The sequence below is a fragment of the Pseudoalteromonas sp. S408 genome, from assembly GCF_005886645.1.
Classification (GTDB): Bacteria; Pseudomonadota; Gammaproteobacteria; order Enterobacterales; family Alteromonadaceae; genus Pseudoalteromonas.
Map to the genome: position 1 here is coordinate 1 of NZ_PNDY01000008.1, position 16,328 is coordinate 16,328.

The window sequence follows — 16,328 nt, forward strand, 5'->3', positions numbered from 1 at the left end:
AGAAAGCCCGATTCGAAAGAGTCGGGCTTTTTTACGTCTATAGAAAAGTAAAATTAAGCATTTTCTTCTCTAAAGCGAAGCGCCTCTTTGTGAACAGTGTTTTGGCTATTGAATGCATTGAGCGATGGTAGTGCAACATTTCACTGTGACTTTTCACCGCGGTGGGCATCACAATATTCTACTTTGTAGCGCACCGACTTCAAATAAGCGAAACCCATTACAGCAATGTGGTGTTTTTTTTACTGTTTGGGATAAAGTAAACACCAAGCTACGATCCACTCCTCAAAGATTTTAATCAGCGTAAAAATTAAGTTAGTTATATCCAGTGCTTAGAGCATAAGCTTTTACATTTTGTTATACGTATTATTCTTTACATCTCTTCTCATTTTGTTGCAATTTCATTCTTGGCTTACTAAGTGAGCTGTGTAAGACTACTGATGTTAATTTAGTAAATCAGGTGACATGAATGTCGAATAGTAAAGTTTGGAAACTTATAGGCCTGTTTTGTTTGTTTACGGTGCTTGTAGGATGTCAATCTAAAGAAGAGCAACTGCAACAAACAATCCAAGAGTCTATAAAAAAGGCGGATACTGAGCTATCGCAGTTAGGTAGTGCGCTAGATAATGGCAGTATACGCAATGCTGTATTACTCAAAGAGTATGGTGCGCTTCTAAAAAAACAACAGCCAGAACTTGCAAATGTTGTTGATGTAATTACCTTAGATGCCTCTCGCCAAGGTGCACTTTATAGTGGTTTATCACAGCGACTTAAAGAGATTAAAAGTACCTACTTAATTCCTCCATATGAAGATACTTTACACAGTATCGATCTTTTACGCGAAGCAGCAAAGCCAACTTTGTTTTCTGATGCGTTAACCGATCCTGTAAATATGCTAGCCGACATGTCGAATGGCTCATTGGCACGTGTTGGTGCTATTAGCCAGCAAGCTGAAGGTGAGGGGGTAGGCAACCAAATGGTCGGCAACCCTAATTATGGAAACTGGCAGACTAATAGCAGTGGCATCAGCTTTTGGCAGTGGTACGGTATGTACCGGATTTTGGGTGACGTATTTGACAGGGTTGAATATGGAAGCTGGAGTAAACGCCGTAAGTATAGTTATTACAATGACTACGGTCGTTATCGCTACTCAAGCCCTAAACAAATTAAAACACAAAGCGCATTAGAAACACGCACACGTCAAACATACCAACGTCAAGGCAAGCAATTCACAAGCCCTTATGCGAGTAAAAAGACGGGGGCTTCAGGTTTGAGTCGCAGTAGTTATACACCGCCTAAAAGCCGTAGCAGTTACTCGCGATCAAGTAGCTATAGTAATAGCTCCGGTTCGGTTCGTGACAGTGGTAGCAGAACCTCTCGTGGCGTGAGCCGTGGTAAGTAAAGAATAAAGTTGGAGTTATAATAATATGTACGAATTTAATGGAATAACTATGTGGTCGCTGCAAGCATTGGCAATCGACTTCGCTGTAATTGTGTTGTTATTTGTGAGCCTTAAATACATTAAAGGCTGGGTGTCTAATTTACATGCCAATGATGAAATTACCGAGCGCGATAACTTTGCATTCGGAATAAGCTTTGCTGCTGGTTTAGTTGCGCTTGCAATTGTATTAACGGGTGTTAGTAGCGGGGCGTTTGCTGCAACACTTCAGCAAGAAGCGTTACAAATGATTGGTTATGGCGCGCTTGCTATCGTATTAATTAAATTAGGTCACTTCTTTCAAGATAAAGTAGCGCTGCGTAAAGTAAGTCTGCACGATGAAATAGTCAAAGGTAATGTTACTGCGTCAATTATTGATTTTGGCCACGTAGTCAGTGTTGCAGTGGTTATACGCTCTGCATTGCTGTGGGTTGCTACAGAAGGATGGCATGGTTTACCTGTTGTTATTGCAGCCTTTGTTATTGGCAGTATTGTATTATTGTTTGTGAGCCAATACAGAGTTATGTTATTCAAGCAAACCAATAAAAATGGCGATTGTCTTCAACAAGCTATCATTGATGATAACTTAGCCGTTGGCATTCGTTACGCAGGCTATTTAGTTGGAAGTGCATTAGCTATCACAGCGGCGACGGGGATTGCTCCTTACGCTGCTGATAATATTAATGCTAGTTTATTGTATTGGGCTGTTAGTGCAATTGTGAGCTTGGTTGCGTTTATTATTTTGCATTTGGTGACTATTAAAATAATTTTATCGGGCTGTGATATTTCTGATGAAGTTAACCGTCAAAAAAATGTTGGTGTAGCAGCTATTTCTGCAGCTGTGTCGTTTGCTGTAGGCATCACAATGGCAACTTTATTAGGCGCATAATCAGTGTCAACTACAACCCAAAGCCCAAGTAAATCAAGTTTACTTGGGCATGATATACTACTTATTACTGTAATGGCCGTGCTCGCTGGGTGCGGCCTTATTTATGAATACCTACTCTCTCATTACGCTGGTCGAGTATTAGGCTCTGTAGAAAGTGCTATTTACGCTATGATTGGTACCATGATAGTTGCCATGGGGTTAGGGGCATTTTTAGCGCGTTGGTTTAAAGATGCCTTTACCGCATTTGCTTGGTTAGAAAGCATAATTGCTTTGATTGGTATGGGCTGTATTTTAGCGATAGCCAGTGTCATTGCGGTTAGTTATTCACTTCCTCATCTATTTTCAAGTATTTTTAATCTGCCCCCTGATGTTGTGCTCAATGGTTACGTATTTCAAAAGCTGCAAGAATGGTCGCGCTTTTTGCCTTATGTATTTGGCTTAATTTTAGGATTATTTATTGGCATGGAAATACCGCTTATAGCGCGTATTCGTCAGCATGTGTATGGCCGATTCTTAGAAAATAACGCGGGTACAATTTATGGTGCAGACTATATTGGTGCAGGTATTGGCGCAGCAATTTGGGTGAGCATAATGCTTGCTATGCCGATAATGCAAGCCGCCGCATGGACTGCTTTGTTTAATATTATTGCAGGTCTTGCCTTTTTATGGCGTTACCATGCCCATGTACGTTTTGCTAAAGCCTTATTGGTTTGCCATATTTTACTACTGGTGTTGTTTGGCTTTATTTTAGTACTCGGTAGTAGCTGGATGAATAGCCTAAGTAACGTGTTGTACAAAGATAAGGTTATTTATTCTCAAGCGACTAAATATCAACATGTTGTTTTAACCGAGAGGCTAAGCAAAAACCAAGCGCAACCTATTACCGACCTGTACTTAAATGGTCGCTTACAGTTCTCTAGTGTTGATGAACAAATATACCATTCAATGCTCGTTTATCCGGCTATGCTTGCCTCTAACCGTCACGATAAGGTGTTGATTATTGGCGGGGGAGACGGTTTAGCACTCAGGGATGTTTTAAAATGGTCAGTAAACGAAGTCACTCTAATTGATTTAGATGGACAACTACTTGATTTATTTGGTCATGAAGATGATAAGTTTCACTCACCAGCGGCTATTACGCAGCGGCTGGTAAACCTTAATAACGACTCAATGAAAGACCCCAGAGCAAAAGTTATTGTAGGTGATGCCTTTTTAGAAGTGGAAAAGTTACTCGATCAAAATAAACAGTTTGATACTGTTATTATTGATTTACCTGATCCAAATCACCCAGACTTGAATAAGCTTTACAGCGATTATTTTTATAATCACGTACGTCAGTTACTGGCTCCTGATGGGGCTATGGCCGTGCAATCAACGTCGCCGTATCATGCAAAAAAGGCGTTCTTGAGTATTGCCAAAACGGTAAAGGCGGCTGGGTTTGATTACGTGGAGCAATATCAACAAAATATTCCATCGTTTGGCCAGTGGGGATGGACAATTGCTACAAAAATGGGTCAACCAGCAAGTGCAAGAATAAATAATATAGACATTTTGCCGGTATCGTCACGATGGATAAGTAAAAAATATTTACTTGCAAGTTTTGCATTCCCTAATCAGTACTTTGAACAAATAAAAGAGATTGAGGTCAATAGGTTAGGGTCTGGTCAGCTTTATGATTATTACCGATCAGCATGGCAAATAGAAAGTGAACTGTATAAAAACTAACAAAACATGGTTGACATAATATGTCTCCCGTGCGAATCTTAACTCAGACATAATATGTCAAACAACACAAAGGCAGAGACATGGAACTAAACGAACTTTCAATAAAATTAGCTTCTTTTGAAACTGAAGGTGCTAACTTTGAGTCTTTCTTGATTGCCAATCCAGGTGAGCAAGATGTTTTACAAGTAATTGTTGATGGAAATGATGAACTTCCAATTTTTGTTACGCAAACTCAAGAGCAGTTGTTATGTATTAGCTACTTGTTTGGCGAAGACGAAGTAAAGAGTGAATTACGCAACGAGTTAAACGAAACATTACTACGTTTAAACGTGCCGATTCCACTAAGTGCATTTGCTAAAATCGATAATAAATACGCGATTTTTGGTGCACTGTCGGTAAATTCATCATTAGATGACGTTACCCACGAACTAGTGACATTAGCTGATAACGCTATTGACGCACTAGAAGCCGTGACCTTGTATTTAAACGATTAGTAACTAGTTAGTGGAGTTAAGATTATGAGTATATTAAAAAAATTATTTACAGCTGTACGTGGCGGTGCACGTGAAGCAGGCGAAGCAATTGTAGATGCAAATGGTATCCGTATTTTTGAACAAGAAATTGCGGATGCACAAAATGCACTTCACCGTGCTAAAAAGAGCCTGACAGAAGTAATGGCTAAAGAAATGCAGACTAAGCGTAAAATTAGCGCAGTAGATGCATCAATTGCCGAGCACGAGGCTTATGCAGGCCAAGCACTTGAAAAAGGCAATGAAGCTTTAGCATTAGAAATTGCTGAAAAAATTGGTGATTTTGAAGCTGAAAAGGCAGAAAATGAGCAAGTTTTAGCGGGCTTTAGCAATCACATTGTGACACTTAAGCAGCAAGTTAAAGATGCTGAAAAGTCGATTAAAGAAAACCAACGCCAACTTACTATGGTGAAAACCACTGAGAGCGTACAGCAAGCAACAATGGCTGTTAACAGTACACTTAATACCAATAGCTCGTCGATGACCTCAGCTCGACAATCACTTGAGCGTATTAAGCAACGCCAACAAGATCGTAGCGACCAGTTAGGTGCTGCAAAAGAGCTTGAGTCGGAAGTGAATGGCGACGATTTAAAAGCTAAAATGGCTGAAGCGGGTATTGGTGACACCAGTCCAAAAAGTGCTGACATTTTAGCGCGTATTAAAGCTAAGCAAAACGGCTAATAGTACGTACATTATTAATGAAAGGTAATTAAGCTGTGCTTAGTTACCTTTTTTGCTTAAGGGATGCTTCATTATGTTTAATTTTTTCAAATCTAAAAAAGAGCCAGAACGTCAGCTTAATCATGCAAGTGAGTTAAAAAAAGGCGACATGTTCACAGTGATCGATTCGTTCGCTTATCCGTCTTGGTTAAAAGGACAGACGTTGCGTGTTATTGATGTACAAACTTATCAATATCAGCACAGTAGTGACACTGAGTTTGTGCTTGAGACCAACAGCGGGCAAGTCGTATTTTTGCAAATTGCACAAGAAGACGGTGAGCAGTGGGCTAATTTTTCGATAAAAGTTCAGCGAGATGAAGTTGATGATATTTTCACTCTTGATGAATTTGCTCGTATATTTGATGAAGAGTCATTAACGCATATTGCAGTTAAAAATACCCCCGAGCGTTTTATGCAGTTTTTGGCTAAAAGTTACCAACAAACTGAGTCGCCGTTTGTTTGTTATTTTCATAATAAAGACTTTCGTGGTCAAAGCCTACCTCGCTATGAGCAAGACGGTGGCGAACCTTGTGAAATGATATGTTTAGCATCGCCTGATGAAGGGCATAGTCTAAATATTGAAATTTGGGATGGCGGCGAAACCGAAGTGTCATTAACACTTACGCGTCCAATTACCGATATTGTGGATTTATTTCCTGGAGACGCGAAGTGAGTGATGCTAAAGATAAGTGGTTACGCCAAGAGCAGGCCGTGCGTGCTACACAAATGGCATTTGATTTAAGTAGCGATGTTCAAAAGCAAATAAAAAAGCAAGCAATTGACCAAGAGCTCACACCATCAGATATGATCCGGAAAATACTTGGCTTAGATGTAAAGTCAAAAAAAACGCGTCAGCGCTTATCGTTCAATTTAAATGACGATGAGATAGCGCAATTAGCGAGCCGTTTTGATGTACCCAGTGAAGATAAGCGTGCGGTAAAGCAACAAGTTGCAGAGCTTTTAATTGCGCATACTAAAAAAACAAAATAGTTAACCTGATCTCTGGGTAATGAATCTATATCAAGCAATTATTTCGGCTAGAGAATATCACGTTTGAAAAGGTTATTTTACATTGTACTCGTAAAGCTATTAACCAGAGTTTAAGTTAACTAAAGCAGTGCTTTTGCGTTCTTTGTATTAAGCCCTTACACTAAAGGTAACAACGATAAAGAAGTACTGCTTTGAATATTATACTGATTACTTACCTAATTATTTTTGCGTTATTTGGTACTGCAGCAAGTTATTTTGTGCGTTTTATATATGCGTACTGGATACTAAAAACAATGCCAATGAAATACATACTTAAAGCAGGGATATGCGTGCTGTTGGTCGTGGTTATTTCAGCGCTTATTCCGTACTTAAGTTAACGCTGAAATCCCCCTCAACACTTCATTACTTGATATCGATTGATTGGCATTGCTGGTTAATACATAGCGATTGTACTTCAATAACCGGTAAACAATCAGTTAATGATTGCTGTTCATTTTGATTTTTTTCTTGTTCGGTGATTTGCTGCGCAATGCTTTCTGCTTGTTCTTGTGGAGTATTTAGCGTTGAATAAACGGCATATTTACTCGGTCCACCGCAGGCTCGCGCTCCTACTTCAAGTACTTTGCACTGAAAGCTTGCCGTACAGCCGTTGTTATCAACTATATTGGCAAGTTGGCTATTTAAAGCCGACAAGCTTTGGCCTTTAGCGCCATTTTCAGGTGCTGTGGTTGAGCAGCCACTGAGTAATAAAATGCTAGCAGCAACACTAAAAATTGATAATTTAACTGTCAATGTTAAACCACTCATATTGTTATCCTTAAAATACACTTACCGCTGAGCCTTCAAGTTTAACACACTTATTTTCAACGCACTGAGTGCTTGGTGTTGTTAAATGCTGACAAATACTCATCATTCCCTTTTGCGCATTAAAATTACTTTCAAGCTCGGTGATTGTTTTACTGAGTGTTTTTACTTGTTCGTCGCTTGCTGCTTTAGTTGAGTAAACTTCAAAGCTACTAGGGCCACCGCATGCACGACTACCTACTGCAATAACTTTACATTGCATACTAGTATCGCAGCTTGTATCTGCAATAAGAGTGTTTAACTGGGCTTTAGCTGTTGTAATATCTTCAACTGATACCGCTTCTACACTTGTATTTGAAAGTGCGTCAACGTCACTTTTTGTTTGAGTGGTTTCTTTTAGTGTTTGTTGTTGTGGTTTTATTACTTCAGCAGTAGTTACTGATTCTTTTTCTGCTGGTGTTTTTTCTAAACACGCACTTAAACAAAGGGGTAAAACAAGAGCTAATAATACAGGGCGCATAAGATACCTTGATAGTGATGAATAATTCATCACTATCATACACGGTGCATTTTTAACGGCAATAAAAACTATATAATCAAGTAATTAAAGCCAAAGTATACAGGCTAGTTTAAAGGCCACCTTGTGTAAGCTTGGTTGGATTAAGCAGTTTTTCAAGTTCGCTACGCGGTAAATCGGTTTCTTGCTCTGCAACATCTATAATGGGACGCGCTTGTTTATAGGCTTGCTTCGCTATTTTGGCCGCTTTTTCGTAACCGATCACCGGATTAAGTGCAGTTACCAAAATAGGGTTTTTAGCAAGCGCGCGGTCAATGTTAGCTTGATTGACGACAAATGTGGCGATGGCTTTTTCTGCTAAAGCTTGGGCGCTGTTTGCTAGTAGCTCTATGCTTTGCAAAATATTATAGGCAATAACAGGCAGCATCACATTTAGTTCGAAGTTACCAGATTGGCCTGCAACAGTAATTGTGGCGTCATTACCAATCACTTGTGCGCTAACCATGGCAGCGGCTTCTGGTATAACGGGGTTTACTTTACCCGGCATAATGGATGAGCCTGGTTGTAGGGCTTCAAGTTCTATTTCGCCTAATCCTGCAAGAGGGCCTGAGTTCATCCAGCGTAGATCGTTCGCTATTTTCATTTGTGCTACAGCGAGTACTTTTAATTGCCCAGATAGTGCAACAATGGCATCTTGCGAACCAATATTGTAAAAAAAGTTATTGCTTGGCGAAAACTGTATACCTACATTTTTAGTCAGGTTCTTGCTAAATACATCAGCAAACTTTGGGTCGGCATTAATACCCGTACCAACAGCTGTGCCACCTTGTGCAAGTTCACATACCCGTTCGAGTGAACGGTCAATGCCCGTAGCAGCATGATTAATTTGAGATTGCCATGCATTAAGGGTTTGCTCAAATGTAACAGGCATCGCGTCCATTAAGTGGGTGCGACCCGTTTTAACAATAGCGCCTATCTCGCTCTTTTTATTCTTTAAATGTTGCGATAACTTCTCAAGGGCGGGTAGTAATGATTGTCTTACGGCTATGGCACTACTTAGCGCGATAGCTGTAGGGACTACATCGTTTGAGCTTTGCCCCATATTTACATCATCATTGGGATGTACAGGATCCTGCTGAGTACTGGCAAGGGTTGCGATTACTTCATTGGCGTTCATATTAGAGCTTGTTCCTGAACCTGTTTGAAATACATCAACAGGAAACTGGTCATAATGCTCACCATCAATAATCGTTTGGCAAGCGAGCTCTATTGCGGTTGCCTTGGTTTTATTAAGATGCCCTAGCTCATAGTTACTTTGTGCTGCAGCTTGTTTTATATATGCCAGTGCCTTTATAAATTGTGCTGGCATAGTGAGAGAGCTAATAGCAAAGTTATTAACAGCGCGCTGCGTTTGCGCTTGATATAAAGCGTTAACAGGTACTTGTAACTCGCCCATACTGTCTGATTCTGTTCTAAAGTTGCTCATTGATCTGCTCCTTAAAAAGGGTTGAATTCGTGACTAAGAATGCGAGCTTCACGCTCAAGTAATAAAAATTTAGCACGACTATTGTGGCTTATGTAGAAACGCTTTAATGCAAGTAATGGTTTGTGTAGCTGGTGTAGGCATTGTTTGCGAATTGCATTATGAGTAAGAGGGTCGCACATTTTATTTATAATTTCATGGTGTGTGCGTCTAAGGTAATACTCTTGAAGTAGCGGGTTATTAAGTTGTTCAAAGTTTTTAGCCACGTCAAGAGCCGCGTCTATATAATGAGCAACGAGCATTGGGGCATGCAGGCCTGGTCGTTTGGAATTAAATGATAGGGTAGGCTGGTAGCTATTTAAGGCGTGATTTGAAGACATAAAAAAACCGACTCAACTAATGATAATAGTTATCATTACATTTAATCGGTTTCAGTGTAAATAGTTATTATAAAAATTATTTACGGCGTGAATTTTAATTGTAGCCGAGAATAAATATCTGGTCTGTTTCATGTTTAGTGATCGCCTTCTGATTATGTTTAGGGTGAGAAAGTAAATCAATTACTGTTGCTCTCATATCAAGGGTTTCACTGTGATCGTCGGTACTTTTTTCGGTTATAGCTACTGCTGCGTCAACAGCGGTATAGGGAGGCATATGCATAATTTTATCCTTTTGTGATTAGTTAATTAACCCTTAAATGGGTTAATTATATTGCTGCATAATACATACCAACCAAGCGGGTTATATCTAACCGCATGATTATATTTAACTTAATAAATAAAGCATAATTAGTCACGACAACATATTGCAAATTTGCTTTACTATTGTGCAAATATCCACAATTTTGGTGCACTCAATGAAAAAGCCATTTTCACAAGCATGTGAAAACAATAAAGGCCCTATTTTAGAGCATTTAAACAGCGCGTTAATAAACGTTAAAACAGTACTAGAAATTGGTTCTGGAACTGGCCAGCACAGTGTATTTTTTGCTGAAAAATTACCTTATCTACAATGGTATACAAGTGATCGCGTGATTAATCATGAAGGTATTACGCTATGGCATGGTGAAGTGGATTTAGCTAATTTACATCCCCCTATTGAGCTTGATTTAAACCAGCCATGGCCTATCGACACAGTAGATGCAATATATACTGCAAATACATTTCATATTGTAAGTTGGTCACTAGTTGAACGGTTTTTTGACGGGGTTAAACGCCATTTGAATGATGAAGGCGTTGTGTGTATTTATGGTCCTTTTAAGTACAAAGGTGAATACACTAGTCAAAGTAATCAGGAGTTTTGCACCTTTTTAACTGAGCGAGATCCTTTGAGCGGCATAAGAGACTTTGAAGCTGTTGAGCATTTAGCACAACAAGTAGGACTTAAGCTTATAAGTGATCATGCTATGCCTGCTAATAATCAATTACTCATTTTTAAACGGCAGTAATGAAGTGCACTGCGCTTTGTAAAGTGCAATATGCTGGCGCTCTCGAAACAAGTAGTCTTCTATAGCACTGTTAAAATCATTGTTAACAATATGGTGGGCAGAGTAAGTAGTGACGGGCTCAAAGCCTCTCGCTATTTTATGTTCCCCTTGTGCACCTGAATGAAAGCAGTCGAGTTTATGTTTAATAGCAAACTCTATCCCTTGGTAATAACATAGCTCAAAATGAAGGGCGTCAATATTTTCGCTTGCCCCCCAGTATCTGCCGTAAAGCGTGTTTTCACCAATTAAACTAAGTGTTGCAGCAACGACTTCGCCGTTTTTTTTGGCAAGCATAATAACTAACTGTGATGCCATCAGTGCATGTAAAAGGGTAAAAAATTCGCTATTTAGATAGCCTAGATGCCCTGATCGCTTCAGGTAAGTGCGCTGATAAAACTCGCAGAACACCTGCATGGTTTCAGGTGTAATATCTGCACCTTGTAGCCAGTCAATACTGATATTTTGCTGTGTTATTTTAGCGCGTTCCTTTTTTAGCGATCTACGTTTACGCGAATTTAGCGTGGTTAAAAAATCATCAAAGGTATCAAAACCTTTATTAAACCATTGAAATTGAACGCCCTCTCTTAGCATAGAATGCTGCGTAGTGAGTAACTTTGCTTGTGTTTGGTCGCAAAAATTAATATGCCAACCAGACCATCCTTGGTCAATGCCGTGTTTGCAGAGTTGATCTGTAATATAGCTATATACAGCAATGTGGTCTGTATGATGAATGGCAATGCGTTTACCTTCAATTGGACTAAATGGCACGCCTGAGAGCCATTTAGGATAGTAGCGAAGACCATTTTTTTCGTATGCTTCAGCCCATGCCCAATCAAATACATATTCACCGTATGAGTGGCTTTTTAAATAACCTGGTGCAAGCGCTATTAACTTACTCCCTTCATAAACAGCTAAATGATAGGGCTGCCAACCACTTTGCGGTGTTACACATTGGCTTTGTTCTAAGGCGTATAAAAAGGCATGTTGAGTAAAAGGTTCATCACCAAAAAAAGCATGCCACTGCGCTTGCTCTATTTCAGTAATATTTTTAAACCATCGATGAGAAAAGCTGCGCATAACATCTGACCTTTTACATACACGTAATTTTTAATTACGCACACAAATTTTAATTATATTGAGTATACGTGGATTTAACTGTTTATTACGCTAAGTGACAAGTCAATTTAAAGCTATGCAAGAGTTGATTAACATTATTTAGTGCCTACTTTTACAAACTGGTTTAAACACTCGGTTAGTTTTGTAAGCTCTACAGGTTTTGCTAAATGTTCATTAAAGCCCGCTCTTTTAGCTTTAATTTTATCTTCTGGCATGGCGTCAGCGGTTAATGCAATAATAGGAAGCTCTTGTTGTGATTTAAACTCGCGTACTAATTCAGTTGCTTTGTAGCCATCCATTACTGGCATCTGACAGTCCATTAACACAAGATCAAATGCTTGTTTTTTTATCATTTCAATTGCTTCTTCCCCATTTTCAACCAAGTGTGGAACAATGCCTAATGACCCTAACATCGCTTTTATCACCATTTGATTGACGGGATTATCTTCTGCTACCAATATATTTAAAGAGGCAATATTAATATCTTTTGATATAACGTTGGGTTTTAACTCGGGCTCTGTGGTGTGTAAGTTTACGGTAAAGCTAAAGGTTGAGCCTTTACCCAAATCACTTTGTAAATTGAGCGTTCCTCCCATTAGTTGGCATAACTCCTTAGCTATTGTTAAACCAAGGCCAGTCCCTCCAAATTTACGAGAAGTTGAACTATCGGCTTGGGTAAATGCGTTAAATAAGGTGTTATGTTGGCTTTTTTCAATGCCTATGCCAGTATCGGTTACTTTTATGCTTAACTTCACTTTGTTAATAGATACAAACTCAGTGTCTATATCGAGGGTGACGCTTCCGTCATTAGTAAATTTAATCGCGTTACTACACAAGTTCAGTAGTATTTGCTCAATGCGCATTGCATCACCTACAAACCAAGTATCGACTGGTAAGTTACACTTGATCATCCATTTAATATTCTTATTTTCCGCACTCTGCTCAAACATAGTGTCTATGCGTTTTATAAGGGCTTTTGGGTCAAACGCAATCGACTCAAGTATTAAATGTTGTGACTCGATTTTAGAGATATCAAGCACGTCGTTTATTAAATTTAACAAGCTATTTGAAGATGAGTAAATTTTTTCGAGATAGTTGTGAAGCTTTTCAGCATCATCATCTTTTTTGGCAAGTGACGATAGGCCAATAATGGCATTCAATGGAGTGCGAATTTCGTGACTCATATTAGCCAAAAATTGGCTTTTAGCGCTATTGGCTAAATCAGACTGCTTTTTAGCTTTTACCAGTGAGTTTGTTCGTTTGGCTACTTGACGACTAAGCTCTAGTTGCTGCTGGTTAAATAGCATTAACACTACAATAATAAGTAAACACACAGCGGTTTGTAGCATAAGTAAAAATAAAGACATTTCAATGTTTTTCTGAGAAACATAGTTTTCTTTAAGTGCTAATTTTATGACCCATTGTTGCCCACCAAAATTAATATTGAATGACATTAACTGGCTTTGGGTTGCTTGCTCAAAGTTTTGAGAGTCGTTACTGTAAAAGGCGGGTTCGTTGTCATATTCAAACACATCAATAGAAAACATTTCAGATTGCTGTTGTGTAATAGCTTGTTCAATAATTTTATGCGCCAAAAATACACCGGTGGCATAGCCCTTTATATTTTCATTTTGACCATAGACAGGCGCAAATAATAGGTAGGCGGGTGTTGGCGTATTTGTTTGGACTAATTGAATGATTTTAGTGCTAATAGGCAAATACTTAATAGCTGGATTTTGCAAAGATGCTTTTCGATCTGGGTTTGAATATACATTAAAGCCAACCGCCTTTTGGTTACTTTTTAAAGGTGCTATGTATTTAACGACCACTACAGGGTCATCATCTTCGAGCGGATCACCAACAATGTTTATATTTTTCCGATAAATTTTTGACATTGTATCGCTGAGTGCTTGACGCTGCGCTTGTGTTATTTGTACATTCCAAGACAATGCTTTAATAAATGAATGTTTTTCAAGTAGTTTATTTGCTGAAGCGTAAAAGTCTTGCTCATTAAACTCAGATGATGATTGTACTTGGCTTGCTAAGCTTTGCACGGCGATAATACTTTGATTTATATACCGGTATAAACTGTTTTCAATAACTTCAACTTCTCGCTCTGCAATTTTAATGGTATTTTTGCTGTTTTCGCGTTCGTAAATTTGTGCTGTAAGCGCCACAGATATAAATAAAATAGAGCAAACTGCAATGGTTTCAAAGGCTAAAACTCTACGTTGTCCTGGTGCTTTGGGCAGTAACGACAATAAAAAAGGTGAGGCAATAAGTACCCCTAATATATCTCCTAACCACCAATAAATAACATGAAGCCAATGGTCCTCAATACTATAAAGTGGGTTAAAGTTACTTAACGCAAATACACCAATATTCGATGATAGTAAGCTTACTAAAACAGCAACTACAGCAATAAAATAAGCAATGTTTTTTCGTTTACGAAAATAAAGCGGATTTCCCAACCAATACCTAAGTAATGCAGCACCTACCATAGCCTGGATAATAACGCCAAAGGCAATGTAAATGGCCTGAGTAAACGTATTGCCGACCAGCATTACTTCATGAGCTGAGTTATCGAATATATTTAAGTTAAATGCAATTGCTGCAGCGAATAAAGGGGGAATAAAGCGCCACCACCAAATATAACAGCCAATTAAAGCAACCCCCGCGGGTAACCAAATAGGCACTATTTGCGAATTAAATGCAAACGCAGTAAGGCCAATACCCAGTAAATAGTATGCTAGGGCAAATAGTATGTAGAAAATAATTGATTGAAAAGTTGAGGTGAATATTTTCACATAATATCCATATATTTATGTTTTGGTTTTTAAAATATTAGTATAGCTAACAACACTTTATTTGCAGCACTATTACAACGGAAGCTGCTTTTTAGTAAATGATTGCTTAAGTACCACCGTTGACTCTATGTTAGCGATACAACTTAAGCCACCTAATTGATGCTTTACAAATTGTTCATAGCTTTCAAGATCGTTGGCAATAATTTTCAATAAATAATCATAACTACCTGATATTACACTGCACTCTAATACATGAGAAAGTTTTTCTACGGATTGTTCAAATTGATCTGCCGCGCTAACTGAATTTTGATTTAACCTAATAAAAGCATACACCAATACATTGAGATCAAGCGCTTTAGGATTAATTGCAGCGTGATAGCCCGTAATAATATGTTCTTTTTCTAGTTTTTTAATCCGTCTTAAACAGGGGGTATCAGATAGGCTAATTGTATTTGCGAGGTCAGACACCGATATTCTGGCATTTGCTTGCAAGGTAGTAAGTATTTGCTGATCTTTTTTATCTAACATATTTTGGTAACTACTTTTATTATTTTAGTGATTTCCCCTAAGTATAAGCTTTTTTATACATTTTTTTGACGATTTACGCTCCCATGACTCTGTTAGCATTTAGTCATAAAAATAAAAGAGCATAATAATGAATACACATACGGCTATATTTGATGATTGGATAAGAACTGAGTTTGTAGAAATAAACACTGAGCTAGAGCATCTTTATTGGCAGCAAACCGATAAAGCACATGTTGAAGGTGTTGGCGAAGCGTTAAAGTTGCAGCTAAAAAATCAAGGTAATGCGCTAATTTCACATTTATTAGCAGAGGGAAATACCGATCAAGGGTTCGATCGTGCATTTGATTTATTGGGCAATGTTGGCTTATTTATGGCTGCATGTCGTCGCCATGAGATAACAGAACCTAGCAGAGAAACCACATCACCCCTGGTAGAGGCATCGGCATTGGCAATGCATATTGGTGCGTCGATTGGTGTAACCCCTCGGTTCGCTACAGCGCATTTAACTACCCACAATAAAGCTGTTAACGGCAACTATAAACGCTTTACTCAATTACCTGATGAAAAACTCTTTTTAGACTATAACACCCAAGGTATTTTGGCGTACAAGCGAGCAAGTGATGCTTTGTTAAAAATAGTTCCGCTTGGCATATCACACCCTTTATGTGGTGAATTACTCAATGTTGCAAAAGATGCGCTCATGAATGTGATTGAATCAAATAATGCGTTATACAAACAGCTTGATACCGAGCGTTTTTTTAATTGTGTTCGCCCTTATTACAAACCATATAGAGTGGGAAAAGAGGTTTATCGAGGTGCAAACGCAGGCGATTTTGCCGGAATTAACGTCATTGATATGTTACTTGGCCTATGCAGTGCAAATGAGCCCAGTTACTCACAAATGCTGGTGGACAAGTTTTTATATATGATGCCAGAAGATCAGCAAATATTAAGAGAATCTATGCGTATTCAAAGTTTTATGGATGATTTTTTGCATGCTCATAACAGCAAAAGCGCTCACTGGTTTAAGCGTCATGCGCAGCTTTTTATACAGGTATGTAAGCTTCATGGTGACACCGCTATCGGTCATCATAACCAACTGGTAGAAAAGTTTATCGCGCAACCATCTAAGCGAATGCAAGAACAGCATTTAAGTAAAGTTACGGCAAGTGGGCCACCATTGAATGTATTGTTAGATTCGCTTGAAAAATTAAGAGACAGGCGCGCAGCAGCACAAAGAGACGATATAAAAACGCGATTTGACGATCTTAACTTATTAAAAGAGTGGGTAAAGTAAT

At 38.7% G+C, this 16,328-nt stretch carries 18 protein-coding genes; 10 read left to right on the forward strand and 8 right to left on the reverse strand.

The genetic code is table 11. From position 1 onward, the window contains the following. The first annotated feature begins 466 nt into the window (after nucleotides 1-466). The 8 genes from CWB62_RS08345 to CWB62_RS08380 all read left to right on the forward strand — a co-directional run bounded on the left by CWB62_RS08345 (nucleotide 467) and on the right by CWB62_RS08380 (nucleotide 6,666). Entirely contained in the window at nucleotides 467-1,399 is a 933-nt protein-coding gene (locus CWB62_RS08345) for a CHAD domain-containing protein (protein ID WP_138530560.1), read from the forward strand. 25 nt (nucleotides 1,400-1,424) lie between these two features. Then, nucleotides 1,425-2,324: a DUF350 domain-containing protein gene (locus tag CWB62_RS08350; protein WP_138530558.1), complete on the forward strand. Its 900-nt coding sequence runs from the start codon at nucleotides 1,425-1,427 to the stop codon at nucleotides 2,322-2,324. A gap of 3 nt (nucleotides 2,325-2,327) precedes the next feature. Next, nucleotides 2,328-4,049 (forward strand): polyamine aminopropyltransferase, encoded by a 1,722-nt coding sequence (locus CWB62_RS08355; protein WP_138530556.1) that lies wholly within the window; start codon nucleotides 2,328-2,330, stop codon nucleotides 4,047-4,049. Nucleotides 4,050-4,129: 80 nt separating this feature from the next. Then, entirely contained in the window at nucleotides 4,130-4,543 is a 414-nt protein-coding gene (locus CWB62_RS08360) for a YjfI family protein (protein WP_006793818.1), read from the forward strand. Nucleotides 4,544-4,567: 24 nt separating this feature from the next. Then, a complete protein-coding gene (locus CWB62_RS08365) occupies nucleotides 4,568-5,260 on the forward strand; it encodes a PspA/IM30 family protein (protein ID WP_006793819.1) in 693 nt (230 codons plus the stop codon). 73 nt (nucleotides 5,261-5,333) lie between these two features. Continuing rightward, a complete protein-coding gene (locus CWB62_RS08370; RefSeq protein ID WP_058405886.1) occupies nucleotides 5,334-5,972 on the forward strand; it encodes a DUF4178 domain-containing protein in 639 nt (212 codons plus the stop codon). Continuing rightward, a complete protein-coding gene (locus CWB62_RS08375) occupies nucleotides 5,969-6,289 on the forward strand; it encodes a hypothetical protein (RefSeq protein ID WP_058405885.1) in 321 nt (106 codons plus the stop codon). Before CWB62_RS08370 ends, CWB62_RS08375 begins: the two co-directional genes overlap by 4 nt. 191 nt (nucleotides 6,290-6,480) lie before the next feature. Beyond that, a complete protein-coding gene (locus CWB62_RS08380) occupies nucleotides 6,481-6,666 on the forward strand; it encodes a hypothetical protein (RefSeq protein WP_058552775.1) in 186 nt (61 codons plus the stop codon). 25 nt (nucleotides 6,667-6,691) lie between these two features. Here the strand turns inward: CWB62_RS08380 and CWB62_RS08385 are convergent, their stop codons facing one another. The 5 genes from CWB62_RS08385 to CWB62_RS08405 form a co-directional block, all read right to left on the reverse strand. Continuing rightward, nucleotides 6,692-7,096: a hypothetical protein gene (locus CWB62_RS08385; RefSeq protein WP_058405884.1), complete on the reverse strand. Its 405-nt coding sequence runs from the start codon at nucleotides 7,094-7,096 to the stop codon at nucleotides 6,692-6,694. A gap of 10 nt (nucleotides 7,097-7,106) precedes the next feature. Continuing rightward, nucleotides 7,107-7,613 carry a hypothetical protein gene (locus CWB62_RS08390; RefSeq protein WP_058552774.1) on the reverse strand — a complete coding sequence of 169 codons (507 nt, stop codon included), beginning with the start codon at nucleotides 7,611-7,613 and terminating at the stop codon, nucleotides 7,107-7,109. Between the two features lie 109 nt (nucleotides 7,614-7,722). Then, nucleotides 7,723-9,096, reverse strand: coding sequence for a class II fumarate hydratase (locus tag CWB62_RS08395; RefSeq protein ID WP_138530554.1), 1,374 nt, complete (start codon nucleotides 9,094-9,096; stop codon nucleotides 7,723-7,725). 11 nt (nucleotides 9,097-9,107) lie between these two features. Beyond that, nucleotides 9,108-9,473, reverse strand: coding sequence for a hypothetical protein (locus CWB62_RS08400; protein ID WP_235591519.1), 366 nt, complete (start codon nucleotides 9,471-9,473; stop codon nucleotides 9,108-9,110). 94 nt (nucleotides 9,474-9,567) lie between these two features. Next, the gene (locus CWB62_RS08405; RefSeq protein ID WP_010558102.1) at nucleotides 9,568-9,753 is read right to left on the reverse strand and encodes a hypothetical protein; all 186 of its coding nucleotides are present in this window, start codon (nucleotides 9,751-9,753) and stop codon (nucleotides 9,568-9,570) included. Between the two features lie 196 nt (nucleotides 9,754-9,949). On the opposite strand from CWB62_RS08405, the gene CWB62_RS08410 reads away from it, so the two are divergent. Continuing rightward, nucleotides 9,950-10,540, forward strand: coding sequence for a DUF938 domain-containing protein (locus CWB62_RS08410; protein WP_138530552.1), 591 nt, complete (start codon nucleotides 9,950-9,952; stop codon nucleotides 10,538-10,540). On the opposite strand, the gene CWB62_RS08415 is transcribed toward CWB62_RS08410, so the two are convergent. The 3 genes from CWB62_RS08415 to CWB62_RS08425 all read right to left on the reverse strand — a co-directional run bounded on the left by CWB62_RS08415 (nucleotide 10,517) and on the right by CWB62_RS08425 (nucleotide 15,030). Beyond that, nucleotides 10,517-11,656 carry a GNAT family N-acetyltransferase gene (locus CWB62_RS08415; protein WP_138530550.1) on the reverse strand — a complete coding sequence of 380 codons (1,140 nt, stop codon included), beginning with the start codon at nucleotides 11,654-11,656 and terminating at the stop codon, nucleotides 10,517-10,519. The genes CWB62_RS08410 and CWB62_RS08415 overlap by 24 nt on opposite strands. A 134-nt stretch (nucleotides 11,657-11,790) precedes the next feature. Continuing rightward, a complete protein-coding gene (locus CWB62_RS08420; protein ID WP_138530548.1) occupies nucleotides 11,791-14,502 on the reverse strand; it encodes an ATP-binding protein in 2,712 nt (903 codons plus the stop codon). Between the two features lie 72 nt (nucleotides 14,503-14,574). Next, nucleotides 14,575-15,030 carry an Lrp/AsnC family transcriptional regulator gene (locus CWB62_RS08425; RefSeq protein WP_058552770.1) on the reverse strand — a complete coding sequence of 152 codons (456 nt, stop codon included), beginning with the start codon at nucleotides 15,028-15,030 and terminating at the stop codon, nucleotides 14,575-14,577. A gap of 127 nt (nucleotides 15,031-15,157) precedes the next feature. On the opposite strand from CWB62_RS08425, the gene CWB62_RS08430 reads away from it, so the two are divergent. Then, nucleotides 15,158-16,327, forward strand: coding sequence for a PrnB family protein (locus CWB62_RS08430; protein ID WP_138530546.1), 1,170 nt, complete (start codon nucleotides 15,158-15,160; stop codon nucleotides 16,325-16,327). Nucleotide 16,328: the final 1 nt, after the last annotated feature.

What these genes read in the sequence shown, in the direction of transcription:
- CWB62_RS08395 (WP_138530554.1), bottom strand. Translation starts at nt 9,096, where the DNA reads ATGAGCAACTTTAGAACAGAATCAGACAGTATGGGCGAGTTACAAGTA.
- CWB62_RS08360 (WP_006793818.1), top strand. Translation starts at nt 4,130, where the DNA reads ATGGAACTAAACGAACTTTCAATAAAATTAGCTTCTTTTGAAACTGAA.
- CWB62_RS08350 (WP_138530558.1), top strand. Translation starts at nt 1,425, where the DNA reads ATGTACGAATTTAATGGAATAACTATGTGGTCGCTGCAAGCATTGGCA.
- CWB62_RS08405 (WP_010558102.1), bottom strand. Translation starts at nt 9,753, where the DNA reads ATGCATATGCCTCCCTATACCGCTGTTGACGCAGCAGTAGCTATAACC.
- CWB62_RS08415 (WP_138530550.1), bottom strand. Translation starts at nt 11,656, where the DNA reads ATGCGCAGCTTTTCTCATCGATGGTTTAAAAATATTACTGAAATAGAG.
- CWB62_RS08400 (WP_235591519.1), bottom strand. Translation starts at nt 9,473, where the DNA reads ATGTCTTCAAATCACGCCTTAAATAGCTACCAGCCTACCCTATCATTT.
- CWB62_RS08365 (WP_006793819.1), top strand. Translation starts at nt 4,568, where the DNA reads ATGAGTATATTAAAAAAATTATTTACAGCTGTACGTGGCGGTGCACGT.
- CWB62_RS08385 (WP_058405884.1), bottom strand. Translation starts at nt 7,096, where the DNA reads ATGAGTGGTTTAACATTGACAGTTAAATTATCAATTTTTAGTGTTGCT.
- CWB62_RS08430 (WP_138530546.1), top strand. Translation starts at nt 15,158, where the DNA reads ATGAATACACATACGGCTATATTTGATGATTGGATAAGAACTGAGTTT.
- CWB62_RS08390 (WP_058552774.1), bottom strand. Translation starts at nt 7,613, where the DNA reads ATGCGCCCTGTATTATTAGCTCTTGTTTTACCCCTTTGTTTAAGTGCG.
- CWB62_RS08410 (WP_138530552.1), top strand. Translation starts at nt 9,950, where the DNA reads ATGAAAAAGCCATTTTCACAAGCATGTGAAAACAATAAAGGCCCTATT.
- CWB62_RS08370 (WP_058405886.1), top strand. Translation starts at nt 5,334, where the DNA reads ATGTTTAATTTTTTCAAATCTAAAAAAGAGCCAGAACGTCAGCTTAAT.
- CWB62_RS08345 (WP_138530560.1), top strand. Translation starts at nt 467, where the DNA reads ATGTCGAATAGTAAAGTTTGGAAACTTATAGGCCTGTTTTGTTTGTTT.
- CWB62_RS08425 (WP_058552770.1), bottom strand. Translation starts at nt 15,030, where the DNA reads ATGTTAGATAAAAAAGATCAGCAAATACTTACTACCTTGCAAGCAAAT.